This is a genomic window from Desulfosporosinus sp. FKA (assembly GCF_002196785.1).
In the GTDB taxonomy this organism is placed as follows: Bacteria; Bacillota; Desulfitobacteriia; order Desulfitobacteriales; family Desulfitobacteriaceae; genus Desulfosporosinus; species Desulfosporosinus acididurans.
The window spans coordinates 151,798-171,700 of the sequence record NZ_NAHZ01000025.1; the positions used below are offsets into that span (position 1 = coordinate 151,798).

The window sequence follows — 19,903 nt, forward strand, 5'->3', positions numbered from 1 at the left end:
CATCAGAAATTACCATACCCCAATCGACCCAACAGACTGCTCTTTGTCGCCCATCGAAAGGAAATATTAAGTCAGAGTTTGGCTTGTTTTCGCGGGATACTCAAGGATCTTAACTAACGGAAGGCGCAGCTCAATAAGTTAATAACGCCAAGGAATATGCAACTAATATTTAGTTGCATATTTTGATCTTTGATAATATAGTTAAGGTAAGAGGTGCACAATGAGCAAAAGAGATAAACTTATAGAGAGATTGTTTAATAGACCTATCGACTTTGAATATGATGAAGCAAGAAGTCTGTTAGCAAAATTCGGTTACAAAGAAGATAACAGGGAGCGTACTTCAGGGTCGAGGGTTGCTTTCGTCCACTGGGAAACAGGACATATTATAAGACTTCATAGACCGAATCCAGGTAATATATTGAAGAACTATCAAATTGAGCAGTTAATTGAAGAGTTGAAAAGTCAAGGAGTGGTTTGATTATGAAAGATGTGATGATATACAAAGAATATATTGGTTCAGTGCATTACAGCACAGAAGACGAGATTTTCTATGGCAAGATTGAAGGTATAAATGATTCAATCAGTTATGAAGGCAGTAGTGTCAGTGAACTAAAGTCAGCATTTGAAGAAGCGGTTGAGGATTATCTTGAACTGTGCAATTTGAACGGTAAAGAACCTGAAAAGACGTATAAAGGCAGCTTTAACGTAAGAATAACCCCTGAGCTTCATAAACAGGCAGCACAAAGGGCCTTGATAGAGGGCAAATCATTGAATCAGTATGTTGAAGAGGCGATAAAGCACTATTCAGCAAAAGAACAAGAATAACGGAGATCATTGGCAGTCCCAACAGCCAATTTCCGACTGTGAACGTTCTTTAAGATTTTGTGGAATAGGCTGTCAGGATTTGTTGGATGAGCTCCTGCCGGCTTTCAGGGATTTCGATTTTGAAGTGCTCAAGATAATCAGATACTTGCTTGGGTGAACCTCTTCGACCGACGATTGCATAAGCTAAGTAGAATAAAGAGGTGCCCCAATTGACTTTCTCGCCCTGTTTGTTTTTGAGTCCATTGCGAGGGAAGTTTAAGAGATCATCGCCAATGTCTTTAACGATTTCATCGAGTTCCCCAATGGTCTTCACTCCCAGGTAACTAAAGACTGTCGTGAGATAGCCAAAAAAACGGTCCTTTAATTCCAGATCAGCGTTGACGATATGACTAATCTTCTGGTCGAGGCTGCGGATGTGTTGCGATTTCAGAACATAGGATTTTAGCGATGCCTGATTGATAAGTACCATAGTGGGAGTATTCTCGATTTGAGCTTCAACTTCAGCTTCGTAATTAGCGAGGTTGGAACGAATTTTAATAAACTCTTCGTCCGCCAACTCCAGTAATCCAGCCAGTCGCGAGAAGCTTCTCCGGATTTCTCGGGGAACGGCGTGTTCATTTTTGTAACCCAAGTCATGTTCGATTTCAGCCCATGTATGTTGAAGGATGGAGCGAATTTGAATTTCTACTTTACAATCAATAAAGCGTTGGTACTCAATAAGCTGAAGTCTAAAGGAGGAAAGTTTGACGACATAATGAAGGGATAGATAGCCAAATTTCTCAGGGTCAATCAACTCTCGCTTGTCCACGGAATTTGACCGATCTACCTCAAATTCCTCCTCCACGAAACTTGCGATAAGGTCCACTTGGTCAGCAAAATAGGTAATAATCCGGATTCCGGCCAAATCGGTGATGTCTTCTAGTTTTGAGTATTTATCATCTTCCCGATTTGCTTTTCTCTTTAAGCTTTCCCGGCTTTTTACCCGGGAAGTGATTGAGTGAACGTTGATGCCCTTAAGCTGAAGTATTCCTTTTAACAAGTTTTCGGTGACATTTGTAAAATCAGAATATACTGGATAAACTTGATCAAATTTAGCGATAATGTCGGCTGAATTTTGATTGGCCATCTTAAATTTCCCTTCGGTTCCTTAATCTTATTTTAGTTATTATGTTATCATATTTATTTTGCCATATAAACGTCACGTCATCACTCAGAATGTACAGGAAATTAAGGAGATGATGTAATGGACGCAAATAGTGTTAAACAGTACATAAGATATATTGAATTAGATAGAGAAAGAGTCCCATCATTCTCGGAATATCCTTTTAACCTGCCGGCAATCAAGAATCTGCAGAGGTTATCATTTCATCCGCAGGTTACATTTATTGTGGGGGAAAATGGTTCCGGGAAGTCAACAATCTTAGAATCAATAGCTGTAGCTTATGGGTTTAATGCTGAAGGCGGCACCAAGAATTTCAATTTTACGTCGAAAGCTACTCATTCCAGACTGAATAATTATATTAAAGTTGTCAAAGGTACTCAAAGGCCTCGGGATGGCTTCTTTTTAAGAGCGGAAAGTTTTTATAATTTCGCCTCAACTATAGATGACTTGGATTCGGAACCCGGAGGAGCGCCAATCATTAACTCCTATGGCGGCATATCGCTGCATGAGCAATCACATGGAGAGTCGTTTTTTGCCTTATTTCAAAATAGATTCGGCGGTAAAGGTATATACATTCTGGATGAACCTGAGGCAGCTTTATCGCCAACGCGGCAAATGTCTATGCTTTCCATAATGCATGATTTGGTTGGGGAAGGGTCTCAGTTTATTATTGCCACCCATTCGCCAATAATAATGGCGTATCCCCAGGCATGGATATACGAAATTAAAGAAGGAATTGAAACTGTAAAGTATGAGGATACCGAACATTATCAGGTTACACGTGCTTTTATTAATAACCCTAAGAAGATGTTAAGAGTACTTCTGGAATAAGGTGAACGAGTCAGTTTGTGGTTCATATCCCTTCGTGAACTATACCAAGACTAAACATTCCATTAACAGATCATTGTCCATATTCGGGATATAATTGACATTTGCCACAGAAATGTAATAAACTAGATTATACCTTAAAACGAGAGGATGGTTTTTTTGTTAAATGTGTCTGTAATGGTGATTTTCAACTAAACAGTTGAGAGAGGCCGCCTTATAAAACGTGGGTTTTATGCCTGCATTTTTAAGCGTGCCTTTCTGAAAGCGCAACGTTTGCGCTTTTGGATAACGCCTTACAGATTACTGCCTACAATAACCATTTGAGTTATAACAGTGTCAGCCTTTGACGATAAGGTCAACAAAGCTGACATTGAAGCTATGGCGAAGATATCGTTATAGAATGTAGAGTGTAACAGGCATGTCCTGCTGCACTTTATTTATTTTCTCAAGATTGTTATGTGATTTTAGACGTCAGTTAAAATCATTGCCCACAGGAGTAGTCTGCGTAGTTTGGGGATCTTAAAGATCTTTGAAATAAGGCAGTCTCTCCTGTGGGCAATTTCATTGTTATAAGGAGGATTTATTGATGAACGCCGACAATACGCTGGAATTTAATATGATACTTGAAACTTTGGCGAACTACGCACTTTCTCAAAAGGCAAAAGAATACTTGCTCTCCCTAAATCCATTTTTAAGCGAGCGGGAGTGCAGATCTAAAATGCAGGAAACAACAGAGGCTAAGAAAATGTTAGAGGGTATTGGCACGCCGCCGCTTGCTGCCATGAAAGAGCTTGATAAAATTTTAGACTTAACTGCGAAAGGCTCTATGCTGACTCCTGAACAGTTTACAGGTATCTGTGATTTTATTTCTTCCTGCAAAAGAATGAAGAAATATCTTAAAAAGGCTGAAGCGTTTAATACGGAGATCGCCTTTTATGGTCATTCTTTAAGTTCTCTTGACACGCTTTTTGAGGAGATTGAGCGCTGCATCAGAAATGAAGCCGTTGACGATAACGCTTCTCCTGCTCTTCGGGATATACGCAGAAAAATAGAGAACACAAAATCTGCCGTTAATCTAAAGCTTGAGGCCATCCTGCGCAGTAAAAAAGAATGGTTCACTGATGGATATGTCACCATCCGTAACGGACGGTTTGTCTTGCCGGTTAAAAAAGGTTATAAAAATCAGTTCAGCGGTACAGTCGTTGATACTTCGAGTTCAGGCGGCACGTATTTTATTGAGCCAGCAGCCGTCAGAAAACTGCAGGAAGAGCTGGCCATTTTAGGAATTGATGAAGAGAATGAGATTCGAAAAATATTATATACCCTTACTGTCCTCGTTGATGAGCATATGAATGAGTTAAGAATCAACAAGGATTGCATGGAAACATTGGACTTCATATTTGCCAAGGCCAAGCTGTCTATGGATATGAAGGCAATTCCTGTCTCTATTACAACGGAACGAAAAATTGTCATAAAGCAGGGAAGGCACCCCCTATTGAAAAAGGATCAATGCGTCCCTCTTGATTTTGAACTGGGAGGGGGTCTGCATGATGAAGCAATTAACGGTGTTGTAATTACCGGGCCAAACACAGGGGGTAAGACCGTGGCCTTAAAAACGATTGGTTTGTTATCATTGATGGCTCAAAGCGGACTTCATGTTCCTGTGTCCCAGGGCAGCGTCTTTTGTATGCATAATAGTATTTTTTGCGATATTGGTGATGGTCAAAGTATTTCTGAGAATCTATCCACATTTTCGTCCCATATTAAAAACATTGTTGCCATTCTTAAAGGCGTATCCGGCGAAAGTCTTGTTTTGCTGGATGAGTTAGGTTCCGGTACAGACCCTGCTGAGGGAATGGGACTGGCCATAGCAATCTTAGCTGAATTAATTCAGAGAGGCTGCCTTTTTGTAGCGACCACCCATTACCCGGAAATAAAGGATTTTGCTAAGAATACTAAAGGACTTACGAACGCACGTATGGAGTTTGATCGTGAAAACCTACAGCCTTTATACAAGCTGCAAATCGGCGAGGCCGGAGAAAGCTGTGCCTTATTTATTGCCCAAAGATTAGGATTTCCCGGGCATATGCTAAAGCGAGCCCAAAGGGAAGCATATCGAAGCAGATCTTCGGGGTTAAGCGACAGAAATACTATTCTGTTTGACGAAGATAAGACTAAGATGGATGCTGATACCATTTCCTACAGTAAAATTCAAAAAGAAGTTCCAAAAGAAAAATCGCCCTCACGGAGCGAAAGCTTTAATATAGGCGACTGTGTAACGGTTTACCCGCAAAAATTGCTTGGTATTATTTACAAGAGGGCCAATGAAAAGGGCGAGCTGGGAGTACAGATAAAAGATAAGAAACAGCTTATCAATCACAAGCGGATTAAGCCTTTCATTCCTGCAAGTGAACTTTACCCTGAGGATTATGATTTTTCGATTATTTTTGATACGGTGGAAAACCGAAAGGCCAGACACCAATTAGAAAAAGGGCACGATGTAGTGATTGAATATGACGAGGATTAAAGGAAATTAACGAAATGCAGTGAAGCAATCATTGCCGAATACAAGTCCCTTCTTAAATGGCCGGATCACAAGGTGATCCGGTTCTTTTGCCCTCATCGGAAAGTTGCATTTAGTTTTCCAAAAGGGCTTTTCGGCTACAAAAACTGCGTTTCGGTTTACAAAATGGCATCTCGCCTTTCAATTAAGTTTTCAATTATGTTCGCATCTTGTTCTTGGATCAATATTTATTGAAAAACAATAAAAATTTAGCGATTTTTAATAAAAATTTATTGATAAATATGCAAATCCCATTTATACTCTTATGGTAAGGGAACGTTATAAGACAGCAGAAGATGTTATAAAGGAGGATTTAGTGGATCATGGTTATTTTGGACAAAAACGGCTTGTCGGGCTTTACGAAACGGATTCTGGATTTTATTTTCCTGGGAGGGCTTGGAATCTTTATTACTCTTCCCTATGCCCTGAGATGGTATATGAATGCAATCTACCGCACGAGCACAGAAAATTATTATTTTTTGCTTGGCTTCCTATACATAACGGGACTGGTATGCCTTGGGTTGGTTAACGAGATGAGAAAGATATTTAAAACCCTCAATAGAAGAAATCCTTTTATGATGGATAATGTGAAAAGTCTGAACCGAGTTGGAGGGTCTTGTTTTATCATTGCTGCGGCTTATCTCGTGAAGATTTTTTTCTATAATTCAGTCCTAACTGCGATTATTACGATGGTATTTATTATTGCAGGACTGTTTGCCGTAGTTCTGGCAGAAGTATTTAGACAAGCAATTGCAGTTAAGGAAGAAAATGATCTGACAGTATAATGAAAGGATGCTTGAGATGGCTATAGTTGTGAACTTAGATGTAGTAATGGCAAAAAGAAAAATTAGTTTATCCGAATTAGCAGCTAGAATAGATATTACTTTAGCGAATCTTTCAATTTTAAAAAATAATAAGGCCAAGGCCATTCGGTTTACGACCTTGGAAGCGATTTGCCGTGCTTTAGATTGCCAGCCAGGAGATATTTTAGAATTTACGCCGGAAGGGCAGATTGGAGACATTAACGATGAGTGAAATTCATGATAACCCATCTGTATGCAAGGATGAACTCTTTGCCAAGAAGGAGAATAGCGTGCTCTTGATTTCTGCTCTAGGTTTGGGTTTGCTGTTTAATCTTTTGTTCTATGGAAAACCTCTGGGAGTATCCTATCCGTTATACATAATGGCTCTATATCTAGTATTATTTTGGAATATGCGAAATAAACGCCCCCTTAAAGTTGACCAGAAATTGCTGATGGGCATCCCGATAATTTTACTTTCGTTTTCTTATTTTCTATATTCCAATCAGGTTTTTATTGTTCTCAATTTTATGGCAATTCCTATTCTCGTAGTTGCTCATACATTGCTTCTGACTTCAAACAATAGATATGAGTGGTTTAAATCTCAATTTTTAGGTGAGGTAATTTATGGCATGGTGGTCCGTCCCTTGGAGAACTTTCTAAAACCTTTTTATGTAATATTAACCTTTGCGAAGCATAGGCCCAATTCAGGCAAGTATAGGGCAGCAAGTAAGATATTGATAGGTTTACTGGCTGCGGCAGGATTGTTAATGGTCATCATCCCACTCTTGGCTTCTGCAGATGATATATTTCGGCAGTTGCTTGAACGAGTTCCTAATGTTTTCAGGGTTATTAACATTAATGAAATTGTTCCAAGAGTGATTGTCGTCACACTGGTTACATGTCTTGTGTTCAGCTATCTGTGGAGTTTATTAAGTTGCAAGGTAGGATTAAACAAGGGGTCATCAGACACATTAAGCGGGGAAGTTTTAAAGACCGACAGTCTGCAAAAATCCAGAGCGTTTCTTGATCCAATTACGGTTACCTCAATGCTGGTGCTGATTGACTTACTTTATACCATTTTCATAGCAATCCAGTTTTCCTATCTTTTTGGCAGCTTAAAGTTTGGCCTTCCCCCAAATTTCACATACTCCCAATACGCAAGGAAAGGATTTTTTGAACTGGTTGTAATCACCTTGATTAATCTGATAATTCTTTTGGGGAACATGAATTTTCTGAAGTCATCGGGGACTAAACTAGATCAGGTTGTGAAACTTTTAAACACAATTCTGGTGGCCAGTACTTTCATTATATTGTTGTCGGCCCATTTCAGAATGTCCCTGTATGAGGATGTATACGGTTATACCTATCTGCGGGTATTAACCCATGCTTTCATGGCCTATTTGTTTGTATTGTTAGCTGTTACCTTATGTAAAATATGGCGTCAAAGGACACAATTACTTAAATCTTACTTAGTAATCTCAATAGTTGCCTATACCCTGATCAATTATGTTAATATAGACAATATCATTGTTAAAAATAATATTGAACGTTACAACCAGGGAAATCCTATCGACATTACATATTTGACAACTCTCTCCTATGATGTTGTTCCCAAGCTCGTTGATCTCGCGCACAGTACATCTGATCGGGTGTTGGCAGACCAGTTGGAGAAGGGGCTTATTTATAAGAAGCAAGTGCTGGCTAAAGAGAGGCCCTGGCAGTCTTTTAATATTTCAATGTATAGGGCAAGTAAAGTCTTATCACAGCAATAAGCTCGGCACCGACTTAGAAACTCTCAATGCTACTGCAGTCGATACTGCAGTAGTATTTGATTATCTTTTAAAGGATGCACTATATTTTGTGAGCGACATAAACCGATTAAATAGATATAATTATAATGATTTGGAAAAGAGACTGAACCAGAGGTGGAATTTTATACTTCTGTACAACGAAGCAAAATTATTGATTAACAATATATTCATCTGAAATGGGATAACTTAAATCGGGGATTGCTTTAGAGTAATAGATAAATAATAAGTTAAAGCTAAATAACCAATTTAAAGCTAAATATCAAGGAGGCTCCCACATTGAACGTTGTCTTGGATTGTATCCCCTGTTATATTAAACAAACTATCAATACGTTAGCCCAAAGTGATAGTTCTGAGGACGAAATGCGAGAAATTATTCATCAAACGCTGCCTCTCTTCTCGCAATTAGATCCTCAAGGAACTCCCGCTGAAAATTCGACGATTGTTCTGAGAAAAGTCAATGAGCTATTAGGAAACAAAGATCCCTTTCATAAGGCTAAGAGGGAGTCCAATGAATTAGCGCTAAAACTTCTGCCCCAGCTAAAAGAGAGAATTAGGCAAAGTTCAGATACGCTCTTGATGTCTTTGAAGATCGCTGTTGCCGGCAATATTATCGATATGGGCATTCTGAAGGATTTTGACGTTGAAGGAAGCATTCGGGAGGCTATGGAGAAGAATTTTGCCCGGGACGATTATTCGTCTTTCCAAAGGAAATTAAACGATGCCAAGGAAATCTTAATTCTCGGAGATAACAGCGGAGAAATTGCTTTCGATCGGCTTTTGGCTGAACAACTGTCCGAGTTGGGGATCAGAGTAACTTATGCCGTTAAGGATCAACCGATTTTGAATGATGCTACGATGGAGGATGCGGAACATGTAGGTATGACAGAGCAAGCTCGCGTTATTTCGAATGGCAGCATCTTTTTGGGGACCATTCTCAAAGATTGTTCTGATGAATTCTTACGGGCCTATAAAATGGCTGATTTAATAATCTGTAAAGGGCAGGCCAATTATGAATCGCTGGAGGCTCTGGGCAAAGAGGATCAACGACTGTATTTTCTGCTGAGGGCAAAGTGTGAAATTGTGGCGAAAAATTTAGGGGTTCAACTTGGTGAAATGGTATTTTGCTGCAGCTGAAGGGGTAAGAATTTAATATAATTTCGGTTATAAATGGGTGGGAAATCAAGGATTTAACAATCCAAGACCCGGAAATCGAGGTCATGATCCATAAAATAGATGAACATGAACATGGACTTGATGAAGCATGATTCAGGATTGAGGCAGGCTTATTGGAACGATCTGGCATGTTGTACACTCCTTTTTAGTATGTTACTATTAAGTGGATCATTCTCCGCTTGCCAAGACCGTTTTTGAAGTTTTTTTAGGGAGGTGATGGTATGGTTAAAGATGCAGGGGCAAGCACCGTTCGCTCTGAACGGCGTGATGCCGCCGAGAATCGACAACGTATCTTGAATGTGGCTATCAGACTCTTTGAACAGCATGGGGTTGAACATGTCAGTATGAATCAAATCGCTGCAGAAGCACAGATTGGATCAGGAACCCTTTATCGCCGATATAGAAATAAAAGTGAATTATGTCTTGATTTAATTAAAGATAACGTAGTTCTGCTCTTCGAGGATATTGAAACTTACCTGGAACAGAATCGTTCTAGACCGCCAAGTCTACGCTTGAAGGGAATTCTTAGTCTATTTATCCGTTTCAGAGAAAAGAAAGCGCAATTGCTTACAGGTGTCGAAGATTCATCGTCAAGCCAATCCAAGACTCGAACGCGGAGCCCAATTCATGACGAACTGCATCAGCTATTGGTTGAGCTCTTTGACGAGATAAATAAAAGAGAGCCAGTTCATCCTGAGAGTGCTTTTAGAGCCGATATGCTTTTAATGGCCTTAAGCAAAGATGCCTATTTGTTTCAGAAAGAAGTGCGAGGTTATTCGCCGGAGACGATTTTGGAACAGGTCTGTTTAACCTTTATCCCACCTGAAAGAGACAATTGAAGTTTGATCTATAGTTATTGAGGAGAAAAGTTAATGCGGCTTAGAAGAAAGTGGTGGGCAAGGCCTGAATTAGAAAAGGATGATAAGGCTGTCTTTGATTCTATACGCTACAAAGGAAAATGGAAAGGACTTTTTGGCAATAACCATCCGATTCATTTGGAATTAGGCTGTGGGCGGGGACGCTTTATCAATGAGCTAGCTAAGATCAATTCGCATATAAATTACCTTGCTATTGATGTTTATGATGAGCTTTTAGTGTATGTTCTGAGAAAAGCCAATGAAAGCCGCTTAGATAATCTTAAAGTGATCTCTATAAATGCTCAGAATCTTGGAGATATCTTTGCTCAAGATGAAATTGAGAAACTCTATATTAATTTTTGTAATCCATGGCCAAATAAACGACATCATAAACGAAGATTAACTCATCCCAATTTTTTAGGATTATATCAAACATTTTTAAAAAGCGGATCGGAAATCTGGTTTAAAACTGATAGCGAATTTCTTTTCATGGATAGTCTTGAATATTTTGCAGCCGCGAGGTTTAAAGAACTTTATAAGACCTACGATTTACATCAGAGCGATTTCCAGGGCAACGTTCTGACTGAATATGAAGAGAAATTTTGTGCTCAAGGAATTAAAATTAAATTTGGCAGGTTTAAAAATTCTAAATAAAAAAGGAAATAAAAATGTCGAGATGCTGAGCGAGCACCTCGACATTTTTATTGGTATTAATGTTAAATGATCAATAATTTAACATAGAAAAACAATGAATTAGCAAAAATCAGGAATAAATTGAATAAATTCTTCCTATCATGGGAGGTGATGGAGAAATAATGTAGAAATGTTAGTTATCAGGAAATCGTGTGAGGTATTATGCTGTATAAGTTGACAGAAACCAAAAAAAGTAATTATATTGAGCTTATAAAATGGATAAAGGGTTTGAATGCTCGTTCCTATGAGATTGTTTTTCAAAAACCTCTAAAAGCACTTAGACTGAATATTTCATCTTTTGGGTGCGACTGGAGCGGAAAACAAGTGCAGTGGCAGCGGAGAAATAGTGCGGTCAGCGCGGAAAGGCCGAGCGCCTTTGGCATAAAACAGTGCATTCGTATTGGTTGAAAATCTCATAATTTATGGTATCATAAAATTGCTTTTACTCACTCGGAGGATAGTGCAACGCCGGAGGGCGACATGAGCGCCGTGTGAGGTTTGGCAAGGAGAGTGATACCGCCCGGTGTCGCTCTTTTTTCGTTCTTGATATTCTCACAATACACTCTCCTTGGAAAACAAAAAGCGATAAACTCTGCGCCGCCAGGCGCTTTGTCAATTTCCTCTATTCTCGAAGCCCCAGTCTTTCGCGCATGGCCAGGTCGCCCTCAATGAGGATTTCATGGGAATTTTGAACGATCCGGTCGAGGATTGCGTCGGCAATGCGACTTTCACCGATCATCTGATACCACCCCGCCGGAGCGGACTGTGTGATAAAAATTGTGGACGCCTCGCCATATCTAGCTTCAATGATCTCAAACAAATCTGCTGTTTGATGCTCAGAAAGTGGAGTGAGCAGCCATTCGTCGAAGATGAGCAGTTGATATTTTTTATATGCTGCAAGGACCTTTTTGTACATACCTTCGCCCCGCGCGATGTTCAGATCTTCCAAAAGCTCCGGCAGACGGATATATTTTGTTTTGTATAGCTGGCGGCAGGCAGAAACGCCCAATGCGCACCCCAGATAGCTTTTACCTGCGCCGGAAGCGCCCATAACAATGATGTTGTTTTTACTCTTAATGTATTTACCAGTTGCTAGCTGCAAAATCTGTTCGCGGTTCAGCTTCCGGTCGGCATGATATTCTATATTTTCAACACATGCGCTGGGTAATTTGAAGGTTGCGGCCTTGATAAGCCTTGAAATATGGGCGCTTTTGCGATCTGACCACTGGCGGTCGACAATCAGTCCAAAGCGGTCCTCAAATGACAGCCCGTTCATCGCAGAATCGTTCAACTGCTCCCTGAAAGCCTTCGCCATAGAGCGCAGGCGAAGCTCCGTTAATTTATCTATCGTTTGTTCGTTCAACATTTACTTTTTCCTCCCATAATATTCGGCTCCGCGAATGAATGAATGGCTCTCATCCACGGGCTTTGTCTCTTTGTTCAACGATTTAAGCTTGTCGCTCCCTGATTTTAAAATACTATCGATGTTCTTATAGCTTGGATTCGGCGTATAGGAGAGAGCCTTTTCGCAAGCTGCTTCCAGACGTTTCACACCATATTTGTCCGCAAGCTTTAAAACACCAATACAGGCGCGGTAGCCCTGTTGTTCAATTTTATGGGAGGAAAGAATAGCAGTAATAGCTGACTTGGTGTATTCTCCAATAGATTTTGCCCAAGAGATGAAGCGCTCAGCGTTCCACTCGGTATAGCTTTTATGCTTCTCTGGCATATGCTCTGGGATGGTGTGATACTGACCTGACTTGCCGTACAATCTCGGATGGGAGCAGATGCGGTGGTTGCTGTAGAAGACTTCGATGGTTGTGCCAGTAACACGCACATCCATTTCATGCTTGATATATTCATAGGGTACGCTGTAGAAATTCTTTTCCACCGAAATATGGTAATTGAAGCCGCACATTAGTTTTTTCCATATCGCAAGCTCGTATCTATTTTTTGGCAGTGGCTGTAAGAACTCTTTTTCCTCATTTAAAAAGGCGCTCATTCTACTGCCCGGTTTCTTTTGAAATGGTTTTTCGTTGAATGCCCGCAATTTTTCGGATATTGCTTCGTTTAAATCGCTCAGCGTGAAAAATGTCCGATTGCGTAAAGCGGCAATGATCCATGTGGATATGACCCCCACAGCGCCCTCTACGGACGGCTTATCCTTTGGTTTACGTACTCTGGCTGGAATTACTGCGCAGCCGTAATGTTCTGCTAGCTCATGATAGGACTTGTTGATTGTGGGCGAGTACCAATTAGACTTCTCTACACCTGTTTTGAGGTTGTCCGGCGTAAGGATGCGCGGTATTCCGCCAAAAAACTCGAAGGCGTGAATATGAGCGCTGATCCAACTTTCTTGGTTTTGGGATAAAAATGCTTCAACATAAGAACAGGCGCTGCATGGAAGGGTTGCTACAAAAATGTATGCCGGCAGCTTCTCGCCGGTATCCCTGTCTACCACAGATGCAGTTTGCCCTGCCCAGTCCACCTCAAGTTGTTCACCGGGTTTATGAGTTAAATGCATAGTCGCTTTTGTCGTCTGCACATAGCGATGATAATGGAACCGAAACTGTGTGAAGGCATATGGGATTTCGCCGTTTTGCCTGCATTCATTGCAGTATTCTTCCCATAGCAACGTCAGCGTAACTCCACTTTTTCCAAGTTCTTTATGCATCTTTTCGCAGTCAGGCATCTTGTGGTTCTGATCCTTCGCTTTTTCCGGGAACAGCAGATCCTGCAATTCCCGGTCACTCATGTCACTGGGTAAAGGTAGTTCGATACCCTTGACCTGCGCCCGGCGTAGCACCTCCGCTACGGTATTTCGCGAGTATCCCAGTGCGGTTCCGATACTCGTGCGGCTTAAGCCTATTCCGGCTAGCCTTAGAATTTCACGGTAGTTCGTCATTCTATGACCTCCAAATTATTATTTGTGCCTTTTTGGACACATACAATAATTTTACTACCACTATATACCGCACTCATCGCTGCTCTGACTGCACTATATTTCCGCTGTTATTGCACTCACTTTCCGCTCAGAATGCACAGTTTTGTCCGCTGTATTCAGATGTGAAAATTACAGTAGATCCATGAAAACGGGAGCAAATTAAACCTTTACATTTAAGTAAAACACACTGCCAGCCTGCAAAAAGGTAGAAATTAAAAACACCTAAATTGTCACTCATGGTCAGATATGGACTAAAATGAGGAATTTACTTTTTCATAAGTATGTGTATTTGGTTGGAGGGAGACGCGGATGCTTTCTTTTAAGATGGCAGGGGAATCCAGACTAAAGGGTGGAGTTGCTGTTGTATTGCTTGTCGGGTTATTGTTTTTACGTTTTCCCCTAGTGATTGGACGAGCGTATGACGTTTTTCTCATACCAAGCAAATGGATAGTTCCAGTATTTCAGAGTGGGACTTATGTCATGACAGCAATCTTAATATGGTTGGAACGAAAGAGACTAAAAGATTTTAACATAGCTTCGGAGCACTTTTAATTTTTATTGTTGGGCCTTTGATAGAGCCTGTTGGGCAAATTGTTAAATATCCTACGTCAGTAAATTCTATGGGACTGACTACATGGATTTCTATAGTGACGTCAATTTCACTTTTAATTTCCCTGTTTGTTACGCGAACTAGATTTCCAATAGGAGAAATCAGGAAATACCTAATTTGGCTAATTATTAGTGTGCTTATTGGACTGTTCCTGGGAGTTATTTTTAGTAGATTAACGAGACTGCAGGTTTCTAGACAATCGATACATATCCATATAATGACTGCCTTTTTGCTGTTGAAGAACCAACTACCTCACTATTTCCTTGTCCAATTAAATAGTGCAGCAATTTTGGAGGAACCTTTGTTCCGTGGCTTCTTCTGGGGCTATCTAAAGAATCGGGGCTGGAAAGAGTCATGGATTTGGCTTACTCAGGCAGGTTTGTTTGTGATTGGACATATTTACTACATTAATAAAGCACCATTGTCTTTTTGGATTATCGTACCACTTTCTGGTTTAGTTTTGGGATTCTTGGTTTGGCGGACACGAACTATTGCTACGAGTATGGTCGCACACGGACTGATCAATTCCGTTGCTGATTTATCGTCGAATTATACAGTTTGAACATGTCTGAGAGACGCGGCGTCGGATAATACAGATTTAGCGCCACTTAGCAAATATGAAAGAGGCAGCCCTGAAGGATGGCATTTCTATATTACTTTAGAAAATAAGCGCTATGATTTAACAAAATTACAGTTCGAAATTAAACCCATATAGGATGATATTCTGTCAGATTGGGGAAAAAGGCTAAACATAGAAACTGAGGTAATTGACTGAGTAGCAAGGTGAAAATATATGGAAAAGAAAAGAGTATTTGTCCTTGGCGATAGCATCTCGATACACTACAGCCCATTTTTAGAAAAAATGATAAGCAGTAAGTATAAGTATCAACAAAAGAGCCAGGTTATTGATGCTCTCAAAGATTTGAATAAGCCGTCTGGGGATAATGCGGGTGACAGTAATATGGTCCTGGAGTATTTAAGAAATGAAGAGAAAAAAGGTGTATATTACGACATATTGCTCGTGAATTGTGGTTTACATGATATAAGGGTAGATCGTAACACTAACCAAATTCAAACTGAGAAAGAGCATTATGAGGAAAATTTAAAACAAATTTGTGAAGTTGCCTTGAAAATGTCACAAAGAATGTTTTGGATCACGACTACCCCAGTTATTGATATAATCCATAATCGTAGATCTGAAGGATTTCTAAGGTATGGCAAAGATGTTGAACTCTATAACCATTTGGCAGAAAAAATAATGGACAATTTGCAAATACCAATTATTGATTTATTTTCATTCACTAGTAGTCTAGGAAACAATATCTATTATGATCATGTACACTTTACTGAAGAGGTCAGGGCATTACAAGCAGCTTTTATTTCCGGATATTTATTTAGTATTGGATAAAAAAATGGATTAATTCCAGTCCACCCAACAATCCCGCTATCTCTCAACACCAAATCCCCATAAACCCCTGTCAAGCCACCGAACTCCTTCAATCCCGCAGGATGTGATGTGGTTACCTGGTGGATACCGGGTGGATGCGACATATTGAGGTTTGCGTGGTTAGTGGGTGTGGTAGGCGGATTCTTGTTGCACATTTGTAGGATTATGTGCAACAAATGAGGGGGTACAACTTGAAAAAGAAACTAGTAATCCTTGGACTTATAAGCTTGTTTGTTTTTACTTTGATGAGATTCGGTATTGAAAGCGTTCCTATCAACACTAACAATTCATTACAACCTAAACAAGTAATAGAAAACTACTATAAATTCTATAATGAGAAAAATAGAGAGGGTTTATTAACCACATTAACTAAATGGCATGACCAATCTAATGTGAATTTTGGTTTCGATAATCTAATATTTACAAAGTTTGTGAGTATTGGAGATAACGATATGACCACAGTTAATGCTTATTTGGGGTGTGGTCGTGGGTCAGTTAACGGAGTTGAATCAAACAATGTTGTGGCGTACAAAGTAATTTTTGTATCTCTAGATAAATGGGCTTCACCATGGCCAAGTGGAATCCAAACTAAAGGTTTTACTTTGATTAGAGAAAGTGATGATGCACCGTGGGGCTAATAGGTGACATGGGTGAAGGTTAAGGAAGAAACCTGTCATAAAGGAAAAAATCACTTAGCAGGGCATTTTATATTTTCTGCTAAAATAATACGGTTTTAAACTAATTGATGTGACTTCAAATATGGACACAATAGTAATTTATGTTAAACCAAAAAGGGGGAATAAGGTTGAATATAGTTGGATTGGCATTAATTGTCCTAGGTATAATATTTCTAATTTATTCTATTATGTCTAAAAACAAGGTCAATATTTACAATAGACGTAATAATCTAATCATAATAAATAAACATGAATTTTTAAAACTTCAGTTATATTTTTCAATTTTCACATCAGTATGTGTTATTACGTGGGGACTGATAATATATAATTTGCCTAATTTGCCTAACATATATATACTACTATCTCCATTGTTATTCCCTTTTATGAATTCTATAATAAACCCAATAAGTAGAATTAAAGGATATATAAAGTAAATATAATCATAATACTACGCAATTTTTTTAAAATTCAAATTAAGGGGAGCCGTTTTGGTTTCTCTTGAAAATTGTCATATTATCAATACTTTTATTAAACATAGCCATAATTTAAAATGATATTGCATATTATTCTGATGTTATGCATTAGAATGAAACTCCAGTCCTGTTCCGAACAGAGCAACTCACCCCACGCTCCAAGCTAATCTCAAGAGGAAATAGCCGCCTAGCTGGTGTTCGAGTTGTAGACTAAAAACCCCCACCCACGAAAAACCAAATAATCTAAACGACTTTGCGAATCCAGGGCGTGTTGCTCTGGATTTTTACAATTTGTCTGAGTACAGTGGTATAATTAGGAAAGGATAGCGGTTAGAACTGGCCCGTACACCAATTCCGTCAGTTGGCGGACAGCTCAACGTGGCAATTTAGCTGACAGTTATTTACTTGCGTCATCCCAACACCTCGCTAACCTCAAGGAGAAATAGCCGCCTCGTATAAACCCCAACCACCTGTCAACCTACCGAACTCATTCAATCCTACAGGATGGATGTGCTAGGCTAGCGGATACGGGGGGGTGGGGGGGATGCGTCACATTATTGGGATTTGGGAATATTTGGAATTTCGGGCTATAGCCAAATAGTTTGCTTTAATAAAGGAGCAAGTTATGAATGAGAGTTCTTCGAAGGAAAAACGTCCGCGAATACAAATGCATCGTTCCTTACTGGAAAACATATTCGATATTGGAGCTATAATTGGAGTAGTAGCTTCATTAATTTATCCTGTAATTATATGGTCCTCATTACCAAGTAAAATTCCGGCTCATTACAATATTCAGGGTCAAGTTGATCGATGGGGGTCGAAAGGGGAAATATTCCTATTAGTTCCAGTGATCATTCTAATGTACATATTCCTAACAATAATTAATCGTTATCCACATAAGTTTAATTATCCATTTGCTATTACCGAGCAAAACGCAGAAATACAATATCAGATAGCCAGGTTAATGGTCCAATCTCTGAAGGCGGAAGTTATTTGGAATTTCGCTTATATTCAATGGAGAACTATTGAGGGTGCAATGGGCAAGGAGCTAGGTCTTGGAATAGGTTTCATCTTAATATCTATATTGCTACCGTTAGTTACTCTGATTTTCTACATTTGGCAGGCATTTAAGGCAAAATAGTGTGAGAACCCTAACACCTGATGCTGCGTGATGTCCTTACCTATCCAAAGGCGCTCAACGAACCAGAAAGCAGGAGTGGATGGGTTTATATGGGAGTGTGTGAAAGGGGACCGGTGTTGGAGAACTGGGTAGGCGGTTTGAATTACATATGGGTACGCTTTCTGAAAGATTATCCTGGTACTCTTTGGATACATGTGAATCATAAATTGCTGTCATAGTAATAGGGGTGCAATATGATCAACGAGGAATTAATAAATAAGAGTGTTGACTATATCATACAACATTTTGATGAGGGTATTTCGGTTAAAGAGGTAACAGATCACTTTCATTTCTCGAAATTTTACTTTTGTAGGGTGTTTAAAGAAGTAACAGGTGAAAGCATATATGCATTTATGAAACGTTTAAAAATGGATCTAAGTGCTGTTGATATCAAATTGGAAAAGCATAAAACAATTACTGATATTGGATTGAATTATGGATATAGTCCATCGAATTATAGCTCTGCATTTAGAAAGCATCATCACGTTTCTCCGGTTGAATTCCGCAAATCTACAAATTGTACGATTATGTTAAATCCATTTTATCCCAACAATTTTGCTAAGTTTGATACGTTTGATAATTATGGATAAAAAGACTAAAATAAAGGAATTAAAAGAATATTTAGTTATTTACGAAAGAGCTATTGGAAATTATATTGAATTAAAGGAAAAATGGATCCAGTTTATGGATACATACAGAGATTATATCAAAACGGATACACTGATGATGGAAAGATTTTATGATGATCCTTCCATTACCGACTTGAATAGATGTATTTGTGATTTATGTATGACAGTAGATGGAAGTTGTGAATTAGACAATATTACCACGATAAAAGCTGGTAAATTCGCGGTGTATCGCTACGAGGGTAAAATAAACAATATCTTTTGTAGTCTACAAGGACTATTTAGTGTTTGGTTGCCTAACAGCGGTTATCAAATGGATGAAAGATATGGATTAAATATTTATCATAAAATTGACATAGATAATGAACGGGTAATTATGGATATATGTATACCAATTAAAAAAGCAAGAATTCAGAAGTAATCCTACAGACTTTTTTCTATAATGAGAGTCAATTGGGGCTAGATAATTCTCAAGAAAAAAGTCTATTTTTTATGAGTAAAGAAAATATTAAAGAACATGGAGGTATTCAGAATGCTAGATATAAGAAAGAACCAAGAGTTTGCTACTTATGAATCAGTTATAAAGAGAAGTGATATTGAAACAGCAAAAGAAATTGTATATGGCAAAGGTGGATTGGCAAAAGGCGAGGATAATGCCAATTGGGTAAAATCAACAATGCGTAGATTAGAGAATACATTTGATCAAGAAACGATAAAACAAATTCGAATGGACTGTCAGTGTGGTTATGGAATGGATGAAAAATTGACATTAGTTAAGGAGTTGGCATCTACAGCATCAAATCTAGCGGAATTTGCAAGTTCGGAGAAGGCAGAATCGGCTGGTTTATTCTATAGAGACGGAGTACTTCACCTACAATTTTTATTTTGCCCTTGTCCTATACTTGCTGATGTAGACAGATTGGATACAAATACGTGGTGCCAGTGCACAACAGGATATAGTAAAGTTCTATTCGAAAAGGCTTTCGATTGTAAAGTGGATGTTGAATTATTAAAAAGCATAAAAATGGGCGATGATATATGCCTCATGAAAATCATTCCTCAAGATAAAAAATGGAAATGAATAGCAGAGGCTAAAATCTCATCGACTCGACGACCTGAAGACTTGTAACACATCGGGGTATAACCTCAAGTGACGTTGATGAGACAATTGACGTACTAAAAAGTATATTATAATGAAATAAAACCTATCGTTTTTAATATGGAAGTTGAA

General features: G+C 39.1%; 21 protein-coding genes. 18 read left to right on the forward strand and 3 right to left on the reverse strand.

Translation table 11 applies throughout. The annotated features are described in order from the left end of the window. Positions 1-220 precede the first annotated feature (220 nt). Positions 221-478 carry a type II toxin-antitoxin system HicA family toxin gene (locus B5771_RS08030; RefSeq protein WP_088187059.1) on the forward strand — a complete coding sequence of 86 codons (258 nt, stop codon included), beginning with the start codon at positions 221-223 and terminating at the stop codon, positions 476-478. Positions 479-480: 2 nt separating this feature from the next. After that, positions 481-825, forward strand: a complete 345-nt coding sequence (locus B5771_RS08035) for a type II toxin-antitoxin system HicB family antitoxin (RefSeq protein ID WP_088187060.1) — start codon at positions 481-483, stop codon at positions 823-825. 49 nt (positions 826-874) lie between these two features. Here the strand turns inward: B5771_RS08035 and B5771_RS08040 are convergent, their stop codons facing one another. Beyond that, positions 875-1,951, reverse strand: a complete 1,077-nt coding sequence (locus tag B5771_RS08040; protein ID WP_088187061.1) for a hypothetical protein — start codon at positions 1,949-1,951, stop codon at positions 875-877. A 117-nt stretch (positions 1,952-2,068) separates the two neighbouring features. Between B5771_RS08040 and B5771_RS08045 the strand changes: the two genes are divergently transcribed. The 8 genes from B5771_RS08045 (at position 2,069) to trmB (ending at position 10,676) form a co-directional block, all read left to right on the forward strand. After that, the gene (locus B5771_RS08045; RefSeq protein WP_088187062.1) at positions 2,069-2,818 is read left to right on the forward strand and encodes an AAA family ATPase; all 750 of its coding nucleotides are present in this window, start codon (positions 2,069-2,071) and stop codon (positions 2,816-2,818) included. Positions 2,819-3,401: 583 nt separating this feature from the next. Next, positions 3,402-5,342 carry a DNA mismatch repair protein MutS gene (locus tag B5771_RS08050; protein ID WP_088187063.1) on the forward strand — a complete coding sequence of 647 codons (1,941 nt, stop codon included), beginning with the start codon at positions 3,402-3,404 and terminating at the stop codon, positions 5,340-5,342. Positions 5,343-5,701: 359 nt separating this feature from the next. After that, on the forward strand, positions 5,702-6,163 hold the full coding sequence (locus B5771_RS08055; protein ID WP_088187064.1) for a DUF2975 domain-containing protein: 462 nt from the start codon (positions 5,702-5,704) through the stop codon (positions 6,161-6,163). A gap of 16 nt (positions 6,164-6,179) precedes the next feature. Next, on the forward strand, positions 6,180-6,413 hold the full coding sequence (locus tag B5771_RS08060; protein WP_088187065.1) for a helix-turn-helix transcriptional regulator: 234 nt from the start codon (positions 6,180-6,182) through the stop codon (positions 6,411-6,413). Further along, a complete protein-coding gene (locus tag B5771_RS08065; RefSeq protein WP_088187066.1) occupies positions 6,406-7,953 on the forward strand; it encodes a DUF4173 domain-containing protein in 1,548 nt (515 codons plus the stop codon). The genes B5771_RS08060 and B5771_RS08065 overlap by 8 nt, the downstream gene beginning before the upstream one ends. Before the next feature lie 315 nt (positions 7,954-8,268). Next, positions 8,269-9,126 (forward strand): ARMT1-like domain-containing protein, encoded by an 858-nt coding sequence (locus tag B5771_RS08070; RefSeq protein WP_088187067.1) that lies wholly within the window; start codon positions 8,269-8,271, stop codon positions 9,124-9,126. A 260-nt stretch (positions 9,127-9,386) separates the two neighbouring features. Further along, a complete protein-coding gene (locus B5771_RS08075; RefSeq protein ID WP_088187068.1) occupies positions 9,387-10,004 on the forward strand; it encodes a TetR/AcrR family transcriptional regulator in 618 nt (205 codons plus the stop codon). 33 nt (positions 10,005-10,037) lie between these two features. Then, entirely contained in the window at positions 10,038-10,676 is a 639-nt protein-coding gene (gene trmB, locus B5771_RS08080; protein ID WP_088187069.1) for a tRNA (guanosine(46)-N7)-methyltransferase TrmB, read from the forward strand. 661 nt (positions 10,677-11,337) lie between these two features. Here the strand turns inward: trmB and istB are convergent. Beyond that, positions 11,338-12,081: an IS21-like element helper ATPase IstB gene (istB, locus tag B5771_RS08090; protein WP_088187071.1), complete on the reverse strand. Its 744-nt coding sequence runs from the start codon at positions 12,079-12,081 to the stop codon at positions 11,338-11,340. Next, a complete protein-coding gene (gene istA, locus B5771_RS08095) occupies positions 12,082-13,620 on the reverse strand; it encodes an IS21 family transposase (protein WP_088187072.1) in 1,539 nt (512 codons plus the stop codon). 348 nt (positions 13,621-13,968) lie between these two features. On the opposite strand from istA, the gene B5771_RS08100 reads away from it, so the two are divergent. The 8 genes from B5771_RS08100 to B5771_RS08135 all read left to right on the forward strand — a co-directional run bounded on the left by B5771_RS08100 (position 13,969) and on the right by B5771_RS08135 (position 19,753). Continuing rightward, positions 13,969-14,211: a hypothetical protein gene (locus B5771_RS08100; RefSeq protein ID WP_088187073.1), complete on the forward strand. Its 243-nt coding sequence runs from the start codon at positions 13,969-13,971 to the stop codon at positions 14,209-14,211. Between the two features lie 275 nt (positions 14,212-14,486). Then, positions 14,487-14,831 (forward strand): CPBP family intramembrane glutamic endopeptidase, encoded by a 345-nt coding sequence (locus B5771_RS24240; protein ID WP_282433334.1) that lies wholly within the window; start codon positions 14,487-14,489, stop codon positions 14,829-14,831. A 231-nt stretch (positions 14,832-15,062) separates the two neighbouring features. Beyond that, positions 15,063-15,677 (forward strand): SGNH/GDSL hydrolase family protein, encoded by a 615-nt coding sequence (locus B5771_RS08110; protein ID WP_088187075.1) that lies wholly within the window; start codon positions 15,063-15,065, stop codon positions 15,675-15,677. Between the two features lie 230 nt (positions 15,678-15,907). Continuing rightward, the gene (locus B5771_RS08115; protein ID WP_172408193.1) at positions 15,908-16,354 is read left to right on the forward strand and encodes a DUF4829 domain-containing protein; all 447 of its coding nucleotides are present in this window, start codon (positions 15,908-15,910) and stop codon (positions 16,352-16,354) included. 1,137 nt (positions 16,355-17,491) lie between these two features. Then, positions 17,492-18,007 (forward strand): DUF1648 domain-containing protein, encoded by a 516-nt coding sequence (locus B5771_RS08125; RefSeq protein ID WP_047810172.1) that lies wholly within the window; start codon positions 17,492-17,494, stop codon positions 18,005-18,007. 233 nt (positions 18,008-18,240) lie between these two features. Beyond that, complete coding sequence (locus B5771_RS25205; protein WP_348982943.1) at positions 18,241-18,636, forward strand: AraC family transcriptional regulator; 396 nt, start codon at positions 18,241-18,243, stop codon at positions 18,634-18,636. Further along, positions 18,629-19,093: a GyrI-like domain-containing protein gene (locus tag B5771_RS25210; RefSeq protein ID WP_348982944.1), complete on the forward strand. Its 465-nt coding sequence runs from the start codon at positions 18,629-18,631 to the stop codon at positions 19,091-19,093. Before B5771_RS25205 ends, B5771_RS25210 begins: the two co-directional genes overlap by 8 nt. A gap of 111 nt (positions 19,094-19,204) precedes the next feature. After that, on the forward strand, positions 19,205-19,753 hold the full coding sequence (locus tag B5771_RS08135; RefSeq protein ID WP_088187078.1) for a DUF6144 family protein: 549 nt from the start codon (positions 19,205-19,207) through the stop codon (positions 19,751-19,753). The last annotated feature ends 150 nt before the right edge of the window (positions 19,754-19,903 follow it).

What these genes read in the sequence shown, in the direction of transcription:
- B5771_RS08125 (WP_047810172.1), top strand. Translation starts at nt 17,492, where the DNA reads ATGAATGAGAGTTCTTCGAAGGAAAAACGTCCGCGAATACAAATGCAT.
- B5771_RS24240 (WP_282433334.1), top strand. Translation starts at nt 14,487, where the DNA reads ATGACTGCCTTTTTGCTGTTGAAGAACCAACTACCTCACTATTTCCTT.
- B5771_RS08035 (WP_088187060.1), top strand. Translation starts at nt 481, where the DNA reads ATGAAAGATGTGATGATATACAAAGAATATATTGGTTCAGTGCATTAC.
- B5771_RS08060 (WP_088187065.1), top strand. Translation starts at nt 6,180, where the DNA reads ATGGCTATAGTTGTGAACTTAGATGTAGTAATGGCAAAAAGAAAAATT.
- B5771_RS08045 (WP_088187062.1), top strand. Translation starts at nt 2,069, where the DNA reads ATGGACGCAAATAGTGTTAAACAGTACATAAGATATATTGAATTAGAT.
- B5771_RS08065 (WP_088187066.1), top strand. Translation starts at nt 6,406, where the DNA reads ATGAGTGAAATTCATGATAACCCATCTGTATGCAAGGATGAACTCTTT.
- B5771_RS25205 (WP_348982943.1), top strand. Translation starts at nt 18,241, where the DNA reads ATGATCAACGAGGAATTAATAAATAAGAGTGTTGACTATATCATACAA.
- trmB (WP_088187069.1), top strand. Translation starts at nt 10,038, where the DNA reads ATGCGGCTTAGAAGAAAGTGGTGGGCAAGGCCTGAATTAGAAAAGGAT.
- istB (WP_088187071.1), bottom strand. Translation starts at nt 12,081, where the DNA reads ATGTTGAACGAACAAACGATAGATAAATTAACGGAGCTTCGCCTGCGC.
- B5771_RS08100 (WP_088187073.1), top strand. Translation starts at nt 13,969, where the DNA reads ATGCTTTCTTTTAAGATGGCAGGGGAATCCAGACTAAAGGGTGGAGTT.
- B5771_RS08075 (WP_088187068.1), top strand. Translation starts at nt 9,387, where the DNA reads ATGGTTAAAGATGCAGGGGCAAGCACCGTTCGCTCTGAACGGCGTGAT.
- istA (WP_088187072.1), bottom strand. Translation starts at nt 13,620, where the DNA reads ATGACGAACTACCGTGAAATTCTAAGGCTAGCCGGAATAGGCTTAAGC.
- B5771_RS08030 (WP_088187059.1), top strand. Translation starts at nt 221, where the DNA reads ATGAGCAAAAGAGATAAACTTATAGAGAGATTGTTTAATAGACCTATC.
- B5771_RS25210 (WP_348982944.1), top strand. Translation starts at nt 18,629, where the DNA reads ATGGATAAAAAGACTAAAATAAAGGAATTAAAAGAATATTTAGTTATT.
- B5771_RS08110 (WP_088187075.1), top strand. Translation starts at nt 15,063, where the DNA reads ATGGAAAAGAAAAGAGTATTTGTCCTTGGCGATAGCATCTCGATACAC.
- B5771_RS08040 (WP_088187061.1), bottom strand. Translation starts at nt 1,951, where the DNA reads ATGGCCAATCAAAATTCAGCCGACATTATCGCTAAATTTGATCAAGTT.
- B5771_RS08135 (WP_088187078.1), top strand. Translation starts at nt 19,205, where the DNA reads ATGCTAGATATAAGAAAGAACCAAGAGTTTGCTACTTATGAATCAGTT.
- B5771_RS08055 (WP_088187064.1), top strand. Translation starts at nt 5,702, where the DNA reads ATGGTTATTTTGGACAAAAACGGCTTGTCGGGCTTTACGAAACGGATT.
- B5771_RS08050 (WP_088187063.1), top strand. Translation starts at nt 3,402, where the DNA reads ATGAACGCCGACAATACGCTGGAATTTAATATGATACTTGAAACTTTG.